Below are 18,399 nucleotides of genomic sequence, written 5' to 3'. Positions count from 1 at the left end.
GCTTGCGCTTGAACCGACCTGCCGCGCTACTGCTTCGAGTAGCGCGGCAGGTTCTCCGTGGAGATCGTCCACTCGGCGATGGTGACGTCTTCGCCGTACACGAAGTCCTTACGGGTGGCGTAGCGCGGGCCGCTCGGGGTCGAGTGGATGTTGGAAAGGACTGCGCCCTCTCCCGTCCGCGGGTCGAAGATCACGTAGATGGGGATACCGAGCAGGGGGTAGTCGCGCACCTTGCTGACCCAGTCGTTGTCCGGGTTGGAGCGCGAGACGACTTCGATGGCGGCGATGAGCGTGCGCGGATCGAAGGAACCCGGCACATCCATGTCCTCCATGGAGATCACCATGACGTCAGGGTGGCGCATGATCCCCTCGGATTCGGCTTCCACGTCAGGCGTTCCCGTATGAGCGACCAGCTCTTCCGGCATGACCTTCTCGAGGCGCTTCCGGATGTGCAGAGTGGTCATCTCATGAGGGCCGATGGGCGCCATCATGTCGTGGACGATCCCTTCCTTGGTGATCTCGAACTTGCCGGGAAGCGTGTCGTCCATCGACTCCAGGAACTCACGCATCGCCTGGTAACGGTGGTGAGCGTCGGGCCGCGCGTCGTCAGAGGCGATGGTCATGGCGCTCGCTCCTCGTGGTCTGTGCCCAGGGGCAAGGATCGTCACGTCCATGCTAGGCGGCCCCCTTCTGACCGGAGCGGCAGTCGCGACAGCGGCTGGGTTCCGGGGCCGGGGCCGGGGCGTGGAGGGCGCGGTCGCGGCCGTCGCGAATCCGGAACAGGCCGGGACGGCGTGGTGCACGGTCGCGCCTGGGCGCACGGGTGCGCGCTAGGGTTCTGCGCATCCATCGGGAAGGCTCCTGCTTCCTGGTGGTCAGGCCCTCGATCGGGATTGCAGTCCCGGACGGGGGCCGTCGCATGTCTGAGGTTATTTGCGCGGCGAGCATATGCCCGCCAACCAGTCGAAAATCCAGCCGAGTTGGCGGTTGTCATCCTTGTGGGCGACCGGCCTCGCGCTGCTGACGCGGGAAGTGCCCGGTGCGCATCCTCGAGCGGAGAACTCGGTCGCATGCTCCGTACACGCGCCGCTAGCGTGCCGTGCATGACCGCCGCTGAAGAGCAGAACGCTGCCCATCCTCGTTTCGCCGAAGCCCTGCGTGAGCTAGGGCTTGATGACCTGCCCGCTCAGATCCGCCGCTTTCCGGACGCGACCCGTACCGCCGTCGAGGCCGCCGAGGCGGTCGGATGCGAGTTGAGCCAGATCTGTAAGTCGCTGATCTTCGCGGCGGACGGGGTGCCGGTCCTCGTTCTCATGGACGGGGCGTCCCGCGTTGACCTGGAGCTCGTCCGGAGTGAACTCGGTGCCGAGAAGGTCACGCGGGCCAGGGCGGACCTCGTGCGGGAGACGACGGGGTACGCGATCGGCGGCGTACCGCCCTTCGGGCATCGCACCAAGACCCGTGTCCTGGCGGACCGTTCACTGCTCGACCACGATGTCGTGTGGGCCGCCGCGGGCACCCCGTACACCGTCTTCCCGATGGACCCCAAGACCCTCATCGCGCACGCGGGCGCCGCACTGGTGGACGTACGCGAGCAGTCCGAGTGACACCACTCGTCGCGGCAGCCGTCCTTCTCGCCGCCGTCACCCATGCGAGCTGGAACGCGATCGCGCACCAGATCACCGACAAGCTCGTCGGGTTCACGCTGATCGCGGGCGGCGGGACGCTGATCGGGCTGGCCATGGTGCCGTTCGTGCCGTTCCCGGCGGCCGCGGCGTGGCCGTACCTGATCGCCTCGGCTCTCATCCACGTCGCGTACTACGTCCTGCTGATGAGGTCCTTCCGGCTGGGCGACTTCGGCCAGGCCTACCCCATCGCACGCGGCACCGCCCCGCTGGTCGTGACCGTACTGGCGGCGATCTTCGCCCACGAGGTCCCCGACAGCTGGGCGGCGGCCGGCATCGCGGTGTCGTGCGCGGGCCTGACCGGGGTCGCCCTGTGGGGGCTGCGCGGCCACCGGCCCAACTGGGCGGCGATCGGCGCCGCGCTCGCGACCGGGCTGACCATCGCCGCGTACACGGTCGTCGACGGCCTGGGCGTACGGGCCTCCGGCTCCGCCCTTGGCTACATCGCCTGGCTGATGGCGGTGGAGGGCGTGGCGGTCCCGGCGTACGCGCTGTATCGCTGGCGTGGTCAACTGCTGGGCGTACTGCGGCCGTTCGCGGGGGTGGGGCTACTGGGCGCTGCCCTTTCCGTAGCGGCGTACGGCCTCGTCCTGTGGGCCCAGACGAAAGCGGAGCTCGCTCCCATCGCGGCCTTGCGTGAATCGTCGATCATCGTCGGTGCGGCCATCGGCGCGGTGTTCTTCAAGGAGCGGTTCGGGGCGCCGAGAGTTGCCGCGGCCGCCCTCCTCGTCGTGGGTATCGGGCTAATGCTGCACGCGGGGTGAGGCCTGGCGCCTACACGGTCGCAGCCACCCGTACCGCCCGCACCAGCGCCTGCGCCCGCGGGTCAGCCGTAACCGTCTTACGGAAGCCGTTCGTCACATAGCCGAGCGCGATGCCGGATTCGGGGTCGGCGAAGCCGAGGGCGCCGCCTCGGCCCGGGTGGCCGAAGGAGCCGGGGGACAGGAAGGGGGAGGCTGGGCTGTGGAGCATGTAGCCGAGGCCGAAGTGGGTGTTGATCACCAAGACGCGGTCCGGGCCCGTGGATTCCTTCGTGCGGGCCGCCGCCAGGGTCGATGGGGTGAACAGGAGTGGTGCGCCGTCTACTTCGGTGATCAGGGAGGCGTAGAAGCGGGCCAGGCCGTCTGCCGTTGCTATGCCGTTCGTGGCGGGGAGTGTTGCCGCGCGGTACGCGGGGTCGTTCTGGTCGGGGAATGGGGTGATTGCGGCGAAGGCTCGGCGGGTCAGTGACTCCGGGTTCTCGTACGCCTCCGAGACCGTGCGTTTGGGGCGTGTGCGCAAGCCGCCGGCGGTTGCAGGGGTTTCGAGTCGGCCGACTCGGCCTACGCGGGCCGCCTCTGCGTCCGGTAGGCCGATCCAGAGGTCCAAGCCCCGTGGGGCGGCGATCTCTTCGGCGATCCACTGCCCGACTCCCCGGTCCGTCACCCTCCGGACCAGCTCGTCCACGAGCCAGCCGAACGTCAGCGCGTGATAGCCGTGGTCCGTGCCCGGCTCCCATACCGGGGCCTGCCGCGCGACCGCCTCCGCGCCCCGCCTTGGGTCCAGCGCCTGCGCCGGTGTCAGCGGGCGGTCCAGTACCGGCAGCCCGGCCCGGTGCGACAGCACCTGCCGTACCAGCACCCGGTCCTTGCCCGCCGCCTTGAACTCGGGCCAGTACTCCGCCACCGGCGCGTCCAGGTCCAACTGGCCGCGCTGGTGCAGGAGAAGGGGTACGGCCGCGGCGACGCCCTTCGTCGCCGAGCGCACGATCTGGGCGGTGCCGTGCTCCCAGGGGGCGGGGGAATCCGTCACGTCCCGCAGCCCGGCCCACAGGTCGACCACCTTGCGGCCGTCCCGGTACACGGCCACCGCCGCGCCCCACTCCCCGAGCGCCGTGAAGTTGCGTACGAACGCGTCCCTGACCGGCTCGAAGCCCTCCGCCACCGTGCCGTTCACGTCCACGCCCGTACTCCCGTCCAGAAACAGCCGACAGTAGGGGCAACACCCGCCCACCGCCCGCGATTCCTAGCCCAGCAGGATCGTGACCTCGATATTGCCGCGCGTCGCGTTCGAGTACGGGCAGACCTCGTGCGCCGCGTCCACGAGCTTCGAGGCGATGTCCGGGTCGAGGACGGGGAGCGAGACGCTGAGGGCGACGGCGAGTCCGTAGCCGCGCTGCTTGTTCGGGCCGATGCCGACCTTGGCCGCGACCGTGGAGCCGGTGAGGTCGAAGCCGGAGCGGCGGCCGACGAGGACCAGCGCGTTGTGGAAGCAGGCGCTGAAACCGGCCGCGAACAACTGCTCCGGATTGGTGCCGTTGCCGTCCCCGCCGAGCGCGGGCGGCATCGCGACCCTCAGCTCGATCTGGCCGTCCTGGCTGGTGACGTAGCCGTCCCGGCCGCCGTGCGCGGTGGCCTCGGCGACGTACATGATCTTCGTTGGACGGGTGTCGACAACAGTGGTGGTGTCGTCAGTCATGGTTGGCCTCCCCCAGAAACCCATGCGCACAAGTGCATCGTGCACAAGGTACTTCGCTGCGGAAGAGCCTCTGTTACCGGGGGGTAGCAACCGTGGGTAACGCGAGATCAGCGCGTACGGTCCGCCGCCGCGGCCTCCGCCTTCTCCGCCAGTCGCCACAAGTCCTCGCGCAACCGCGCGATCTCCGGCCCGCCGAGCCCCGTCGCCATGAGCAGCGCACCCGGTACGCACTCCGCGCGCTCCCGCAGCTCCTCCCCGCGCTCCGTCGCCGCGATGAGCACCGACCGCTCGTCTCGCGCCGACCGCTCACGCCGGACCAGGCCCGCCGCCTCCAGCCGTTTCAGCAGCGGCGAGACGGTGCCGTAGTCGAGCCGCAGGGCGGTCGCCAGCTCCTTGACCGGTGTCTCGCCGCGCTCCCACAGGACCAGCAGGACGAGGTACTGGGGGTAGGTCAGGCCGAGTTCGTCGAGCAGCGGGCGGTACGCGGCCGTCACCGCGCGATGGGCGGCGTACAGCGCGAAGCACAGCTGGTCGTCCAGCAGCAGCGAGCCGTCGCGCGTGCCTGTGGTCTCGTTGTTCGTCACGGCCCCATTGTCACTGTGATCCTCCACGCCCGACGTGCCGAGTCCCTCACCACTACGATGAAGTGCGGGAATTGACCGAGGGGGAGGCCGGTGACTGCGCTGAGCGAGGGGGCGGACGGTGGGACCACCGGCGCGCGCGTGCCGTTGGACGCGGACCGGATCAAGCATCTGGAATTCATCCAGGCGACGATCACGCGCATGGGGACCAACTCGTTCCTGGTGAAGGGCTGGTCCCTGACCCTGGCCGTGGGTCTGCTCGCGCTGGCCGGCAGCCGGTCGAGCTGGCAGATCGCGGCGGTCGGCGTGGTGCCGCTGTTCTGCTTCTGGTACTTGGACTGCTTCTTCCTGCGACAGGAGAGGGCCTTCCGGCGGCTCTACGACGATGTCCGGCGCCCAAACAGCACGGTCGAGGTGCTGTCCATGAACGTCGGGCCGTATCTCTCGAGCATGCCCTGGCCGGAGGTCTGGCTGACACCGACGCTGGCATTGTTCTACGCGCCGTTGCTGATCGCCGACCTCGCTGTCGTCGCCATCGCGCTGTGAAATCACCGTCTCAGGCGGCCGATGAAGTCACCGTCGCAGGCGGTCGGTGAACTCACCGTCTCTGGCGGTCGATCGCCTCGCGGAGGCGGGCCGCGAGCGCGTCCGACTCGGCTCCGTCCTCATCGCGCTCCCCCTGGTAACCCTCGCCTTCCGCCGGCCAGTTCAGCCCCATGGCGTCACCGGGTCGGCGTGGCACAAGGTGCACATGGGTGTGGAACACGGTCTGCGAGGCCGCGGTGCCCGCCGAGTTGATGACGTTCATGCCGTCGGGTTCGAGGGCCGTACGCAACGCCCGGCCCACCAACAGGACGGTGCGGAACAGGCGTTGGGCCGCAGTCTCGTCCATCGCCCACAGGTCGGTGCTGTGCGCCTTGGGTACGACGAGGGTGTGCCCCTGCGTCGCGGGCGTCAGCGGGAAGAAGGCCAGGGTGTGCGCGTCCGCGTAGAGCACGCGCGCCTTGCGGGGGTCGTCGACGATGTCACAGAAGGGGCAGAACTCGTCTCTCGCGTCCATGGTCCCGTCCTGTCGATCTAGGGTGTGCCGCGTGGGCGGCGTCTTCATCAACTACCGCAGAGGCGATCACGCGGACCTCGTGCGGGAACTGTACGGTCGGCTCGAACGCCACTTCGGTGAGGACCAGGTGTTCCGGGATGTCGCGTCGATCGTGCCGGGGCAGCGATATCCGGACGCGCTGCGGGACCGGGTCGCGGACTGCGAGGTCCTGCTCGTCGTCGTCCATGAGGGTTGGACCGAGGCGCGGGACGAGGCCGGCACCCGGCGGCTGGACCGAGAGGACGACTGGGTGCGCCTGGAGATCGAGCAGGCCCTGCGCGGCGGCAAGACCGTCATCCCCCTCCTGCTGGACGACGCCGCCCCACCCCTGTCGTCAGAACTCCCTGACGGTATACGGGACTTGGCCCACCGGCAGGCCCACCGTCTGCGCAGGGAGGAGATCCATGCCCAGCTGACGGAACTGATCGCCGTACTCGAGTCCCATGTGGCCCCGACGTGGCAGCCGATCCCGGCGCCACCGCCACACAGACCCCGTTCCGGGTGGTGGCTCGGAGCCGGTACGGCGGTACTCGCGGCCGTCATCCTGCTCGGGGTGCCCGCGATCCCCTGGGGCGACGACTGGGTGCGGACGGACGAACCTCCCTTCACGCTGTACGTCGTCGGGTGGTGCTGCCTGCTGATGTGCGCGCCGCTGGTGTCGATCGGCCTGGTCAGCGGCCCGTTCGGCCGCTCGGTCGACTCCTTGGAACGCGAGACGCACAGGGTCAAACAGCGCGCGTACGTCAGCAAGACGTGGCCGGTGGCACTGGCGCTGCTCCTCACCGTGCTGATCAGCGCCTTCTCCACGCAGGGCGACGCGGGTGTCCAGGGGTCCTTGTTCGTGGTGCTGTGCGCGTTCATCGGCGTCGGCCGCGCGGCTGCCACGTCCATCCGTATCGAGCGGCGGGAGAAGGACCTGTGGGCCAGGTGGCCGCAGGGCCTGCCCAGCCCCGTGCACCGGCGCGAGCTGCGCAGGGCGGTCACCCGGCTCGAACTCCGGATGAACGAATGGCTGCGGCCACTCTCGCGGGAGCAGCGGGAGAAGGCCGAGTGGGAACTCGCTGAGATCGGCCGCGCGTTGACCCGGGTGACCCAAGAGGCGAGGCGGTCCCGAGCGGCCTGGCTGGTCCAGGACCACCCCTGGCTTCTCAGCTTCTACGCGCTGTGGCTGACGCTCGTCGCGGCGTCGGCCCTGGAGACCGGCTTCGCCTACCGGGCGGCGGGTCTGGCCACGACGCGGATCCATGTCGCCCTCGCCGTCACGGTGCTGATCGCCGTGGCCCTCTCGCTGGCCACCATGGAGGTTTCCTACCGTGGCGGGCGGCGGGCGCGTACCGAGTTGGTGCATGAAGTTGCCGGGAATGCGGGCGCGTTGGCCGAGCGGGTGGCGTCCCTGAGCATGCCTGTTCGCACCAGGCCGTCGGCTCCCGCCCCTCGCCCAGAGGAACACGCCGAGCCCGACTAGGCGCCGGCGGCAGACCTGAGGAGCGTCACGCGCCCGTTGTCACGGAGGCCGGATCGAAGCCGAACGGCAGCTCCAGGCGATGCTCCCGCATGAGCTCCTCGTCCGAGAGCAGTTCGCCCGTCTTGCCGTCCGCGGCGATCACGCCCTCGCTGAGGATCAGGGAGCGGGGGCACAGTTCGAGGGCGTACGGCAGGTCGTGGGTGACCATGAGCACGGTGACGTCCAACGACCGCAGGATGTCGGCGAGTTCGCGCCGCGAGGCGGGGTCGAGGTTGGACGACGGCTCGTCGAGTACGAGGATCTCCGGTTCCATCGCGAGTACGGTCGCGACCGCCACCCTGCGCCGCTGCCCGAAGGAGAGATGGTGCGGGGGACGATCCGCGAAGGCCTCCATGCCGACCCGCTCCAGTGCCGTGCGCACCCGCGCCTCCAGTTCCGGCCCCTTCAGACCGGCCGCCGCGGGCCCGAAGGCCACGTCCTCGCGCACCGTCGGCATGAACAACTGGTCGTCCGGGTCCTGGAAGACGATGCCGACCTTCCGCCGGATCTCCGCCATGTGCTGCTTGCCGACGGGCAGCCCGGCGACCGTCACGGTGCCGGTACCGCCGCTGAGGATGCCGTTGAGGTGCAGTACGAGCGTGGTCTTCCCGGCGCCGTTCGGCCCGAGCAGCGCCACGCGTTCACCGCGCGCGACGGTGAAGTCGACGCCGAACAGCGCCTGGTGGCCGTCGGGGTACGCGAAGGCGAGGCCCGAGACCTCGAGAGAAGCAGTCACAAGGTCCATCCCAACACGCAGACGACGAGGGCGGCGACGGGCAGGGCCAGGGCGTACGACCACTGCGCCCGGGACGCGGTCACCTCGTCGATGACCGGCATGGAACCGGCGTAACCCCGGCTCACCATGGCGAGATGCACCCGCTCCCCGCGCTCGTACGACCGGATGAACAGCGCGCCCGCCGACTTGGCGAGGACGCCCCAGGACCGTACGCCACGGGCCTCGAAGCCGCGCGACTCGCGGGCGATCTTCATCCGCCGCATCTCGTCCGCGATGACGTCGCCGTACCGGATCATGAAGGAGGCGATCTGCACGAGAAGCGGCGGAAGCTTCAACCGCTGTAGTCCCAGGAGGAGTTCGCGCAGTTCGGTGGTCGAGGCGAGCAGTACGGAGGCGGCGACGCCGAGGGTGCCCTTGGCCAGTACGTTCCAGGCGCCCCACAGGCCGTTCACGCTCAGGGACATGCCGAGTACGTCCACACGCTCGCCCTGCGCCACGAACGGCATCAGTACCGCGAAGGCCACGAACGGCACCTCGATCAGCAGCCGCTTCAGCAGGAATCCGGCCGGTACGCGGGCCGCGTACGCCACGCTCGCCAGCAGCAGTGCGTACAGCGCGAAGGCCCACATCGCCTCGCGCGGGGTCGAGACGACGACGATGACGAAGGCGAAGACGGCCGCGAGTTTGGTGTGCGGCGGCAGGGCGTGCACGGGCGAGTGCCCGTGCCGGTAGAGCTTGTGCGCGTGGCCCGCACCCATGTCAGACGTTCTCGGGGACTGACGAGGGCGAGGTCTCGGTCGTACGGCGCTTGCGGACGGCCCAGAAGACGCCCGTGCCCGCGACCGCCGTGACTCCCACGCCGATCACGCCCGCGAGGCCGCCGGAGAGACGGGAGCTCATGATGCCCTCGATGCCGTAGTCGGCCAGCGGTGAGTCGGCGGCGGCGTGGTCCTCGACCTTGGCGTCGAAGCCCTTGTCGGCGGCGACCTTCTCCAGGCCGTCGGGGCTGGCGGAGGCGTAGAAGCTGACGAAACCGGCGAGGACGAGGGAGGCGGCGAGCCCTGCGAGCAGGACCTTGCGGGGGGAGCGGGCGGCGACGGGGACGGGGACGGGTTCGGCGGCCGGGGCGTCGACCAGCTCGCCGTTCACGCGGAGCTTGAGCGGGGCGGTCAGTCCGCGCGCGCCGTACACAAGGTCCGGTCGTACGGCGATGACGGCGCCGACCGTGAGCGCGGTGATCGCGGCCTCGCCGATGCCGATGAGGACGTGGACGCCGACCATCGCGGTCAGGACCTGCCCGATGGGTACGTCCGTGGTGCCGCCGATCGCGTAGACGAACGTGAAGGCCGCGGCGGCGGCCGGCACGGAGAGCACGGCGGCGATGAACGCGGAGACGGTAATGGAGCGGCGCTTCTTGGGCAGGAGCTTTACAAGGCCGCGGAAAACGGCGTACGCCACGACCGTCGTGACCACCGCCATGATCGTGATGTTCACGCCGAGCGCGGTGAGGCCGCCGTCCGCGAAGAGGATGCCCTGCATGAGGAGGACGACCGAGACGCAGAGGACCCCCGTGTAGGGGCCTACGAGTATCGCGGCCAGGGCGCCGCCCAGGAGGTGGCCGCTGGTGCCTGCGGCGACGGGGAAGTTCAGCATCTGCACGGCGAAGATGAACGCGGCGACCAGGCCCGCGAGCGGCGCGGTGCGCTCGTCGAGTTCGCGCCGGGCGCCGCGCAGGCTGATTGCTACGGCTCCCGCGGCGACGACTCCGGTGGCCAGGGAGACGGGGGCGTTGATGAATCCGTCGGGCACGTGCATGGAGGGGCTCCGCTTCCGGGGTCCGGCCGGCTGGCTAACCGTTTGATGATAGTGCCTTGTTGCGAACGGCTTGCAAGAGCGAGGTTTCCATCAATAGCTCCGCCGACATCTTGGGAGCGCAATCCAGAAAATATGCGACATTGGATAGAAATCACTACAAAGGGTTCTCACAGGGTTCCTCTGGGCCCCCGGCGAAGGAGCGACCGATGTCCGCCGTCGAGCAGTACGCGCGCGCCCACATCGTCACGGACTCGGCACAGGAAGCGCCCGCCGTACCGGTAGCCCTCCGCTACGACCCCGAGGCCGAGCCGGCCGAGGTGCGCGTCACGCTTCCCGGCCGGCACGAGTGGGTTGTCGCGCGCGACCTTCTCGAACGCGGGTTGCGCACGCCGGCCGCGTCCGGCGACGTACGCATATGGCCGTGCGGCCGGGTCCAGACGGTGATGGAGTTCCACTCGCCGGAGGGGGTGGCGGTGGTCCAGTTCGACGAGAAGGCGCTGATCCGCTTCTTGAGGCGGACGTATATGGCGGGGGCGCCGGTGGCTCACTGAGCCAGGCCCGGCGCCCCTAAAAGGAGGCCGCAGGCCTTCCTTTTAGGGGCGCGGGGAACTGCGCGACCAGCCACAACGGACCCGCAGTGGTGACCGTGCTTCCCAGCGGAGCGCCTAGCTCCCCGCTTTAAGCATCGCCGCCACAAGCGGCCCAGCGGCTTCGCCGCCATGCCCGCCCTGCTGCACCACGCCGGCGGCAGCCAAGTCGCCCTTCCACGCAGTGAACCAACCGTTCGGCTTCTTCTGGCCGTCGACCTCCGCGGAGCCGGTCTTCGCGCCGGAGTCGGAGCCGAGGCCGGCCATCGCCTCGGCGGCGGTTCCCGCCGCGGCCGTGTACTGCAGCATCTCCTGCAGCTGCGCCCGCGTGGACGAGGACAGCGAACGGGGCGCCTTGGCCAACTTGCGGTCGTCGACGTCCGGAGACACCAGGTAGGGCTGATGGAAGGTGCCCGTCTTCGCCGTCGCGACGACCGACGCCATGTTCAGCGGGTTCATCCGCACCGCGCCCTGACCGATCAGCGAGGCCGCCATCTGGGCGTCCGACTGCACCGGCACCGCGCCGTCGAAGCTGGACACCCCGATCGACCAGTCGTTCTTGCCGAGCCCGAAGACCTCCTGGGCCTGCTTCGTCAGATCGTCGTCGCTCAGCTTCTTGGCCTGGCTGATGAAGGCCGTGTTGCAGGAGCGCGCGAAGCTCGCCTTGAAGGTGCCGCCCTTGATCTCGAACTTGTCGTCGTTCTGGAACTTCCAGCCGCCGTACGTGGAGAACTTGGGGCACGGGTGCTGCTTGTCCATCGACGCGAGCCCCTTGTCGAGGAGCAGCGACGCCGAGATGATCTTCATCGTGGAACCGGGCGCCAGGGAGCCCTGGAAGGCGGTGTTGAAGCCGCGGCCGGAGTTCGCGACGGCGAGGATCTCGCCTGTCGACGCCTTGGTCATGACCAGTGAGGCCTTGGGCTTCTTGGAAACCTGCTCCTCGGCGGTCGCCTGGAGGCTCGGGTTGAGGGTCGTACGGAGCGTGCCGGGCGTTCCCTTGCTCAGTTCCAGCAGCGTCTTGTCGGGGGTTGCCTCGTCGCCCTCGGTCGCCTTGGCGGAGTCGGCCGTGGAGCCCTTGCGGACCACCCGCAGCTCGATGCCCGCCTTGCCGCCGGCCTTCTTGCCGTACTTCTCGCGCAGGCCGTCGAGGACCGTCCCCAGGGACGGGTACTTGGCCGCGGTCAGCTCCCCGCCGTCCCGGTCGAGCGCCTTGACCGGCGGTGTCCCGGCCTCCCCGGTGACCAGCCGGTCGCCGTCCTGAAGGTCCGGGTGGACGACGGCGGACTGCCAGTCGATCACCGGCTCTCCGTCCTCGGCCCCGCGGACGACGGTGAGCTGGGAGTCGTACGCGAGGGCCTTGGTCTGGCCCTTGTAGGAGACGGTGCCCTTCACGGAGAACGGCATCTTCGTGCCGGTTCTGGTGCCGGGGGTGAGCGTCACATCCTTGATGTGCGCCTCTTTGCCGAAGCCCGTCAGGAGCGTACGGGCCGCCGCCTTGCCGTTCGTGGCGGCGGCGGCCTCGGTGACGTTTCCGCTCTGCCAGGCCGTGAGGAACGTCGTGGCCGCCGACTTGACCTCGGCCGCCGACAGCGGGCCCTTCTTCACGGCCGCCGCCTTGCGCTCGGCGGCCGTCGACGCGCTGTCGTCGGCCGCCGCCCCACCGTCGTACACGGTGTAGACGCCGAACCCCGCCCCACCGACGACCACGGCGATCATCCCCCCGATGACGGCGGGCTTCGTCCTGCCGCGCTCTCCGGCGCGTCCCCTGTTCCCCACGGCTCCCGTTCCTCCGCTGTTGCCTCAGTACTCCCACGTTCCACTTAGAGAACGAGAGCCAACAGCCTAGGGTCCCCGTGTGACAGACGGGACCTCAGGCGGACGCTCGTAGCACGGCTGCGACAATCGGGCCCGCCACGTCGCCGCCCCGGCCGCCCTCCTGCGCCATGGCCGCCGCCGCGATGTCGTCGCGGTAGCCGGTGAACCAGCTGTCGGACGTCTTCCGCCCGTCGACCTCGGCTGAACCGGTCTTCGCGCCGATGTTTCCGCCGCCGAGGCCCTTCATCGCCTCGGCCGCGGTGCCGCTGACCGCGGTGCGGTTCATCATCTGGCGCAGCTGCGCGACCGTACCCGCGTCCAGGCCCTTCGCGATGGCCAGTTCACGATCGTCCAGACTCTGCGGCACGATCACCGGCTGCCGGAAGGTGCCCGTCATGGCGGTCGCGGTGACCGAGGCCATGTTGAGCGGGTTCATCTGGACCTCGCCCTGGCCGAGCATGTTGGCCGCCGTGTTGGGGCCCCCGGAGGCAGGGACGGAGCCGTCGAACGACGCGATGCCGGTCTTCCAGTCGTCCCGGCCGAGACCGAAGCGCTCCTGCGCCTCCTTCGTGAGCGAGTCGACCTGCACCGAGTCCGCGTACTTCACGAACGCCGTGTTGCAGGAGCGCGCGAAGCTCTCCGAGAGGGTCGCGTTCTCGTTGGGCTCCATGCCCTCGATGTTCTTGAACGTCTGGCTCTGCCAGGGCGCCGTGTCCGGGCAGGGCGCGGGTCCGGTCGCGTTGGTGATGCCGTTGTCGATCAGCGTCGCCGCGGAGACGATCTTCATCGTGGAGCCCGGCGCCAGCTGCCCCTGGAACGCCGCGTTGAACTCGCCGAACCCGTGGTTGGCGACCGCCAGCACCTCCCCGGTGCTCGGCTTCACGGCGACCACCGACGACTTGGAGTACTCCTTGACCGCCTTCTCCGCGGCGGCCTGCACGCCCGCGCTGAGCGTCGTACGCAGCTTGCCCGGCTCGCCCTTCGCGAGCGTGAGAAGCGTCTTGTCGGCCACCTCCTCGTCCGAGCTCCGGATCGCCAGCTCGACACCAGGGGTGCCGCCCGCGCTGTCGCCGTACTTCTTCCGCAGCTGGTCCAGGATCGGCCCCAGCGAGGGGTACTTCTCCTTGCTCAGCACGGTGCCGTTCCGGTCCACCGCCTCGATCGGCGGGCTCGCCGCCTCACCCGTGACCAGGGAGTCGCCCTCCGCCAGATCCGGGTGCAGCACGGTCGGCTGCCAATCGACGAGCGCCCGGCCCGTCGTGTCCCCGCGTACGACCGTCAGCTCGCTCTTGTACGACAAGGGCTTGCTCTTCCCCTCGTACGACACCGTCGCCGCGACCGAGAACGGGACCTTCCCGCCCGACGGCGTACCCGGCGTGATCTTCACGTCGGTCAGATGCGCCTCGGTGCGATAGCCGGCGAACAGGGGCTGGGCCACGCCCGCGTTGTTCGTGTACTCGGCGGCCTTGGCCGCCTTCCCCTGCTCCCAGGCCGCGAAGAACGTCGCGCTGGTCTCCTTGACCTCGTCACTCGACGGCGGACCGGTCTTCACCCTCTCGCCCGTGGCGTCCGAGCCCCCCGCGATCGCCGACACGATGTTGAAAGCGCCGTATCCGGCACCCCCGACCATCACCGCGAACACCCCGCCCACAATGGCGGTCTTAGCCCCCTTGCGCATAGCGCGATCCCCTCCCCATGGCCTTTCTGAACATGTTCAGAAAGGTGGTCATCTACCGCACTGTATGCGGGAGGAGGGGCCGGTGTGGCCGGTGTTCCCCGATTGTTAAGCCGAGGCCTCCTGTCCCGGGACCGCCCCCGGACCGCCTCAGATCGCCCTTCAAACCCAGGTGTCCAGCCACATTCGTGATCGCCAGGTGTCTATCGGGATGGCCTGGCCGGTGTAGATCGGCCAGAAATAGATGAAGTCACGGCTACTGCCCCTCCACTGACACTGACCAGGCGGTTTGTTCCTGCTCGTGAGCCGCGGGAGCTGTCCGGGCCGTCATGGGGCCGTCGCTGAGCCTGATCGCCTAGAACTGCAGCGCTTGCACAGCCGCACTAACAAAGGCAGCCCATGCCTCGGCGAAGGCCTCACTCGCGGCTTCGAAGTCTTGGGCACGATTTGAGACGTCGCCTGTCCGGTCCTCGCGGAGTGCGTCAGACCACCCGGCAAGCGCGACGTTCACATCTCCTGCCGCCCCGCGCAGTGCCTGCGCTTGGGCCTGCACGTCCCCAGGCCCCCATAGGTCGACGCGCGCGGTAGTCTCAACGAGGTCGAGCCAGTGTTCCCTAAAACGTTGGTGATCCTCACTGGGCTGCGGTCGGCCCTCGCGAAGCTCGATTACCCGATTGACCGTTGTCGCCAGGAACTTGGCATGCGATGCCATGACGTCGCCGTATACCTGCCTGCGATGCTCGCGTATCCAGTGAGTGTGTTCGGCCGTCGATTGACGCTCAACCTGTAGGTGCGTGGCCTCAATGGTCTTCTGCGCGCCGACGCGCGCCCCGTAGGCGGTAGCAAGGCCTCCAACACCGGCGCCGACGAGTCCAGCGATACCGGCGATTATTCCAGCGACTTCCTGATCCATTGCAGCATTCTCCCTACCCAATGTCCTATGGGCAGAGTGTTTGACGACGGGCTGGCTGCCGTTGCGGAGCGACAGCCAGCCACAACCGGAGTGGACTCACGCTGCCTCGTGCTCTTCCGGGCCATGCGTATTGGGTGTGGACGCCAGGTACAACCTGTCCATGGCCTTCCGCGTCCGCCCCTCACTGCTCGGCATCAGGTGCGTGTACGTCCGGAGCGTGAACCCCGGGTCGCCGTGACCCAGGTACTGACTCAGCGCCCGGATGTTCTCGCCCGCGTCCAGCAGCACGGACGCGTAGAAGTGCCTGAGAGCGTGCATGCCGTGTTCGCGCGCCGACGCATACCGCTGGCCTGCCTCCGCCTCGGGGATGATCCTTGCGGCGGCCAGAGCGGGCTTCCAATGGTGGGAGTTGAAATTGCTCACACGCACGTGCCTGCCCTCGGCTCCGCTGAACAGGAGCCGCTTCGTTACGAGGGGACCGTCCGGCGTACGCCAGGGAAGCGTCACGTCGACCGCCGGGAACTTCCTGGAGTGGTCCCGCAGCACGGTGGCCACGGCTTTAGGAAGGGGCACCTCCCTGACCTTGCCGCCCTTCGGCAGCGCGAACACGTACTTGCCGCGAATGCGCTTGAGTTGGTGCCCTACAGTCAGCCAACCGCCCTCGTAGTCGAGTTCGTCCACCGACAGGCCGAAGATCTCACCTTGCCTCAGGCCGCATCCGGCCCCGACGTCCACGGCGGCCCGGAAGCGGTGTTCGAGCGCGGCCCGGACATCAAAGACCTGTGCTGCCGTCCACGGGGTGACGCGCGGCTTGCCCGGCTTCGGCATCTGTACCGTCCGCGCGCGGCAGGGGTTCTTGCTCAGCAGACCGTCGTCGACCGCTGCGCTCAGTGCTGCCGAGACGGTCCCGACAATGATGCGGCGGTGCGATTCCGCCGGCACTGTGTCCTCCAGGGCCGCGATCCAGGCACGGATGTGCTCCGGCTTGAACGAGCCGAGCGGGCGTGAGCCGATGTGAGGGTAGGCGTGCAGCCGGAGCCGACGCTCCGCAGCTTCGCGGCTGTTGATCTCGCCGGTGTGTGTCTTCACCCAGCGTTCCGCGTACTGCCGGAACGTCGTCCGTGTGGCGCGCGGATCGACGTACTGACCGCGCGACATGTCGGCCTCGATGTGGGCGAGCCACTGCTCAGCGAGACGCTTCTGACGGTCGGGGAAGCTCTTGCTCTTCTCGGTGCCGTCCGGGCCGACGTAGCGGGCGCGGTAGCGCATGCCGGTGCCGTGGCGGTCGGTCTTGACGCGGACGGTCTTGCCGTCGGCGGTCGTCTCGGTCTTGAACCAGCGGTCTTGGATGTGGCCTGCCATGCGGCGGCGGTCCTCTCTCGAGACACAGCAGGGAGAGCCGCCGGGGCGGCTCTCCCTGCTGTGTCTGGTGGGTGTTCGGCTAGGCGGCGGCGTTGTCGGCCTTGCACTGGGCGACGTAGGCGCGCACGTCGGCGGGGTCGTAACGCAGGTGCTTGCCGATGCGGAAGCCGGGCGGGCCGGTCCGCTTCTTGCGCCACTGGTAGACGGTCTCGACAGGCACGCCGAAGACCTCGGCGATGTCGTCAGGGGTGAGGTACCGGTCAGGAAGACCGCCCCGCAGGGTGGCGCGGGAGTCGGTCTCCTCCAGGACAGCGGACCGTGGCACTGCGTCCTCCACGTGTTGGAGTCACATTGCTTTGAGTCGTGACTCATCGCGACTCAAAGCGGGTTGGCGAGGGTTTGAGCCGCGATGAGTCACGACTCAGGCAGATGTGGTTCGGACACGTTCAGCGCGATCCCGCTGTACGTCGCCACCTGTCGGCCGTAGGCGTCGCGTGGCCTGGTCCGGTTGAGTTGGGGAATGACGGAGAGCAGGTTGCGGCCGAAGACCTGCTTGGTGCCGGGGCGGACGCCGTTGTCCTCGGCCCACTCCCGCCAGACCGTCCACAGCGTGTCCACGGGCACGCTGCACGTGGGTCCGGTGGTGCAGCGTTCGCGGACGAATGCGCTGGTGGGTGAGGCGGTGTCGCGCATGGTGGTGACCGCGTCGCGGCTGGAGGCCGGTTCTGTGATCCGGCCCGTTTGCTGGAGTCGGGCGAGTCCGTCCAGTGCCCAGTTGAGGATGCCGGGCATCTCGGCGATGAGGCGGTCGGTGAGGGTGGGGTCTTCTCTGCCCAGCCACGACACCCGCATGCTGAGCAGGATGAACCGGTTGGCGATGACGCCTGAGGAGTCGCCGAAGTGTGGCAGTTCGTTGGACAGGATCATCAGCCGGGAGGGCAGCTTGCCGGTCCACTGCTCGCGGTACTTGCGGTCGACGTCGATGGTGTCGTCACCGGAGATGGTCAGCAGTCGCTCCACCACCTGGCTGTTGTCGCTGCCGGACAGCCGGGCGTCGGAGATGATGGCCAGCGACTTGCCGACCAGGGTCGACAGCCCGAAGTTGGTGCCCAGTCCGGCCAGCGTCGGGCCGGCGAGGTTCTTCTTGCCGACCAGCGCTTTCAGTACCCGCGCGATGGTGCCCTTGCCCGATCGGGAGGGACCCACCATGAGCAGGATCTTCTGGAGGTCGGTGCGGCCGGACAGGATGTAGCCGAACCACTCCTGTAGGGCGGTGATCGCGTCGGGGTCGTCGGGCCAGACCTCGGATAGGAAGTGCTCCCATTCTGGCGCCGTGGCGGCGGGGTTGTAGGGGAACGGGACGGACACGAGGTTGAAGAATTCGGGGGTGTGCGGCAGCAGTGCGCGGTCGCGGATTCTGAGCAGGCCGTTCTCGCACGCCACGATCGGACCGCCGTCCGGCTCGCTCGCGGCGGTGCTGTCGAGCCACGCGGGCGCGTCGGTGTCGGTGGGCAGGAGTGTGATGGAGCCGAGCGCGTCGAGAAGGTTGCTGATCTTCGGTTTTGTGGGTGCCCAGTCGCGTTCTTCGGTCTGGCCGTCTTTGGTGGGGGCCCGGTAGACGGCGTGCTCAAGCCGCTCGTACATGGCTTTGCGTACTTGGGCTTCGTCGATCTCGCGCCAGCAGGTGCCGTTCCAGCGCATCCAGGACGCGCGCCAGCGCCGGTAGATGAGCTGTCCGTCCTCGGTCTGCCAGTCGGGCAGCAGGCGGCGGGCCACGGCCATGGGGTTGGACGGCGCGGGCAGTTCCTCGGGGGTGGGGTGGTCGGTCATGCGGCGTCCCTCCCTTCCTGGGGAGTGCGGAGCGGGCATGCGTCGCGGTGGGCGGTGTGGTCGTCGATCAGGGCCAGCACCCGCTTGCGGCCAACCGCGGTTCGGTTTCTGCCACACAGGCACTTCGAAGTGGCCGTAGGCACGACACCGCGCGGCGCCACGATGTGCAGCCACGCCACGGGGTAGCGTCCGTCGCCGGTCTGCGGGTCAGGGCGAAGGGCACTTCGGACGCCTTCGGCGACGCCCTTCGGGGCGCCCAACGCCGCCTCGTGGCAAGCCTGTTGGGCGGCTTGCGGCCGGTTCGCGGGACTGTGGCCTTCCAAGGGGGGATGGGGTCGGG

At 69.0% G+C, this 18,399-nt stretch carries 19 protein-coding genes; 5 read left to right on the top strand and 14 right to left on the bottom strand.

Annotated elements, in window-relative coordinates; all coding sequences use genetic code 11:
* Positions 1–26 precede the first annotated feature (26 nt).
* Entirely contained in the window at positions 27–623 is a 597-nt protein-coding gene (locus ACQEVY_RS18370; RefSeq protein ID WP_432949787.1) for a Uma2 family endonuclease, read from the bottom strand.
* 480 nt (positions 624–1,103) lie between these two features.
* On the opposite strand from ACQEVY_RS18370, the gene ACQEVY_RS18365 reads away from it, so the two are divergent.
* Both ACQEVY_RS18365 and ACQEVY_RS18360 read left to right on the top strand, forming a co-directional pair.
* Positions 1,104–1,607 carry a YbaK/EbsC family protein gene (locus ACQEVY_RS18365; RefSeq protein WP_432949786.1) on the top strand — a complete coding sequence of 168 codons (504 nt, stop codon included), beginning with the start codon at positions 1,104–1,106 and terminating at the stop codon, positions 1,605–1,607.
* Entirely contained in the window at positions 1,604–2,449 is an 846-nt protein-coding gene (locus tag ACQEVY_RS18360) for an EamA family transporter (RefSeq protein WP_432949784.1), read from the top strand. Before ACQEVY_RS18365 ends, ACQEVY_RS18360 begins: the two co-directional genes overlap by 4 nt.
* Before the next feature lie 10 nt (positions 2,450–2,459).
* Here the strand turns inward: ACQEVY_RS18360 and ACQEVY_RS18355 are convergent, their stop codons facing one another.
* The 3 genes from ACQEVY_RS18355 to ACQEVY_RS18345 form a co-directional block, all read right to left on the bottom strand.
* Entirely contained in the window at positions 2,460–3,626 is a 1,167-nt protein-coding gene (locus ACQEVY_RS18355) for a serine hydrolase domain-containing protein (protein ID WP_432949782.1), read from the bottom strand.
* A 63-nt stretch (positions 3,627–3,689) separates the two neighbouring features.
* Complete coding sequence (locus ACQEVY_RS18350) at positions 3,690–4,142, bottom strand: organic hydroperoxide resistance protein (protein WP_432949780.1); 453 nt, start codon at positions 4,140–4,142, stop codon at positions 3,690–3,692.
* Between the two features lie 107 nt (positions 4,143–4,249).
* On the bottom strand, positions 4,250–4,726 hold the full coding sequence (locus ACQEVY_RS18345; protein WP_432949779.1) for a MarR family winged helix-turn-helix transcriptional regulator: 477 nt from the start codon (positions 4,724–4,726) through the stop codon (positions 4,250–4,252).
* Positions 4,727–4,816: 90 nt separating this feature from the next.
* On the opposite strand from ACQEVY_RS18345, the gene ACQEVY_RS18340 reads away from it, so the two are divergent.
* Complete coding sequence (locus tag ACQEVY_RS18340; RefSeq protein WP_432949777.1) at positions 4,817–5,269, top strand: hypothetical protein; 453 nt, start codon at positions 4,817–4,819, stop codon at positions 5,267–5,269.
* Positions 5,270–5,321: 52 nt separating this feature from the next.
* Here the strand turns inward: ACQEVY_RS18340 and ACQEVY_RS18335 are convergent, their stop codons facing one another.
* Positions 5,322–5,783, bottom strand: coding sequence for an HIT family protein (locus tag ACQEVY_RS18335; protein ID WP_432949775.1), 462 nt, complete (start codon positions 5,781–5,783; stop codon positions 5,322–5,324).
* A gap of 31 nt (positions 5,784–5,814) precedes the next feature.
* Between ACQEVY_RS18335 and ACQEVY_RS18330 the strand changes: the two genes are divergently transcribed.
* A complete protein-coding gene (locus ACQEVY_RS18330; protein WP_432949773.1) occupies positions 5,815–7,287 on the top strand; it encodes a toll/interleukin-1 receptor domain-containing protein in 1,473 nt (490 codons plus the stop codon).
* A 25-nt stretch (positions 7,288–7,312) separates the two neighbouring features.
* On the opposite strand, the gene ACQEVY_RS18325 is transcribed toward ACQEVY_RS18330, so the two are convergent.
* The 3 genes from ACQEVY_RS18325 to ACQEVY_RS18315 are packed head-to-tail and all read right to left on the bottom strand — an operon-like array spanning position 7,313 to position 9,877.
* Positions 7,313–8,071 carry an energy-coupling factor ABC transporter ATP-binding protein gene (locus tag ACQEVY_RS18325; RefSeq protein WP_432949771.1) on the bottom strand — a complete coding sequence of 253 codons (759 nt, stop codon included), beginning with the start codon at positions 8,069–8,071 and terminating at the stop codon, positions 7,313–7,315.
* Positions 8,059–8,820, bottom strand: a complete 762-nt coding sequence (cbiQ, locus tag ACQEVY_RS18320) for a cobalt ECF transporter T component CbiQ (protein ID WP_432949769.1) — start codon at positions 8,818–8,820, stop codon at positions 8,059–8,061. Before cbiQ ends, ACQEVY_RS18325 begins: the two co-directional genes overlap by 13 nt.
* Position 8,821: 1 nt before the next feature.
* Entirely contained in the window at positions 8,822–9,877 is a 1,056-nt protein-coding gene (locus ACQEVY_RS18315; RefSeq protein WP_432949767.1) for an energy-coupling factor ABC transporter permease, read from the bottom strand.
* Positions 9,878–10,083: 206 nt separating this feature from the next.
* On the opposite strand from ACQEVY_RS18315, the gene ACQEVY_RS18310 reads away from it, so the two are divergent.
* Complete coding sequence (locus ACQEVY_RS18310; RefSeq protein WP_432949765.1) at positions 10,084–10,428, top strand: SsgA family sporulation/cell division regulator; 345 nt, start codon at positions 10,084–10,086, stop codon at positions 10,426–10,428.
* A 114-nt stretch (positions 10,429–10,542) separates the two neighbouring features.
* Here the strand turns inward: ACQEVY_RS18310 and ACQEVY_RS18305 are convergent, their stop codons facing one another.
* From ACQEVY_RS18305 to ACQEVY_RS18280, 6 genes are all read right to left on the bottom strand, one after another.
* Positions 10,543–12,240, bottom strand: coding sequence for a penicillin-binding transpeptidase domain-containing protein (locus ACQEVY_RS18305; RefSeq protein WP_432949763.1), 1,698 nt, complete (start codon positions 12,238–12,240; stop codon positions 10,543–10,545).
* Positions 12,241–12,334: 94 nt separating this feature from the next.
* On the bottom strand, positions 12,335–13,957 hold the full coding sequence (locus tag ACQEVY_RS18300) for a penicillin-binding transpeptidase domain-containing protein (protein WP_432949761.1): 1,623 nt from the start codon (positions 13,955–13,957) through the stop codon (positions 12,335–12,337).
* Positions 13,958–14,309: 352 nt separating this feature from the next.
* Positions 14,310–14,867: a hypothetical protein gene (locus ACQEVY_RS18295; protein ID WP_432949759.1), complete on the bottom strand. Its 558-nt coding sequence runs from the start codon at positions 14,865–14,867 to the stop codon at positions 14,310–14,312.
* A 96-nt stretch (positions 14,868–14,963) separates the two neighbouring features.
* On the bottom strand, positions 14,964–16,229 hold the full coding sequence (locus tag ACQEVY_RS18290; protein WP_432949757.1) for a tyrosine-type recombinase/integrase: 1,266 nt from the start codon (positions 16,227–16,229) through the stop codon (positions 14,964–14,966).
* A 79-nt stretch (positions 16,230–16,308) separates the two neighbouring features.
* On the bottom strand, positions 16,309–16,554 hold the full coding sequence (locus tag ACQEVY_RS18285) for a helix-turn-helix transcriptional regulator (protein ID WP_432949755.1): 246 nt from the start codon (positions 16,552–16,554) through the stop codon (positions 16,309–16,311).
* 89 nt (positions 16,555–16,643) lie between these two features.
* Positions 16,644–18,059, bottom strand: a complete 1,416-nt coding sequence (locus tag ACQEVY_RS18280) for a DNA primase family protein (RefSeq protein ID WP_432949753.1) — start codon at positions 18,057–18,059, stop codon at positions 16,644–16,646.
* Positions 18,060–18,399: the final 340 nt, after the last annotated feature.

The organism is Streptomyces sp. CA-288835, assembly GCF_050936385.1.
Classification (GTDB): Bacteria; Actinomycetota; Actinomycetes; order Streptomycetales; family Streptomycetaceae; genus Streptomyces.
Note: the sequence above shows the minus strand (reverse complement) of the source record. Positions and strands in the feature narration are given on the sequence as shown.

Coding starts and splice junctions, on each gene's coding strand:
- ACQEVY_RS18310 (WP_432949765.1), top strand. CDS start 10,084: ATGTCCGCCGTCGAGCAGTACGCGCGCGCCCACATCGTCACGGACTCG.
- ACQEVY_RS18295 (WP_432949759.1), bottom strand. CDS start 14,867: ATGGATCAGGAAGTCGCTGGAATAATCGCCGGTATCGCTGGACTCGTC.
- ACQEVY_RS18300 (WP_432949761.1), bottom strand. CDS start 13,957: ATGCGCAAGGGGGCTAAGACCGCCATTGTGGGCGGGGTGTTCGCGGTG.
- ACQEVY_RS18280 (WP_432949753.1), bottom strand. CDS start 18,059: ATGACCGACCACCCCACCCCCGAGGAACTGCCCGCGCCGTCCAACCCC.
- ACQEVY_RS18315 (WP_432949767.1), bottom strand. CDS start 9,877: ATGCACGTGCCCGACGGATTCATCAACGCCCCCGTCTCCCTGGCCACC.
- ACQEVY_RS18350 (WP_432949780.1), bottom strand. CDS start 4,142: ATGACTGACGACACCACCACTGTTGTCGACACCCGTCCAACGAAGATC.
- ACQEVY_RS18370 (WP_432949787.1), bottom strand. CDS start 623: ATGACCATCGCCTCTGACGACGCGCGGCCCGACGCTCACCACCGTTAC.
- ACQEVY_RS18365 (WP_432949786.1), top strand. CDS start 1,104: ATGACCGCCGCTGAAGAGCAGAACGCTGCCCATCCTCGTTTCGCCGAA.
- ACQEVY_RS18325 (WP_432949771.1), bottom strand. CDS start 8,071: ATGGACCTTGTGACTGCTTCTCTCGAGGTCTCGGGCCTCGCCTTCGCG.
- ACQEVY_RS18290 (WP_432949757.1), bottom strand. CDS start 16,229: ATGGCAGGCCACATCCAAGACCGCTGGTTCAAGACCGAGACGACCGCC.
- ACQEVY_RS18335 (WP_432949775.1), bottom strand. CDS start 5,783: ATGGACGCGAGAGACGAGTTCTGCCCCTTCTGTGACATCGTCGACGAC.
- cbiQ (WP_432949769.1), bottom strand. CDS start 8,820: ATGGGTGCGGGCCACGCGCACAAGCTCTACCGGCACGGGCACTCGCCC.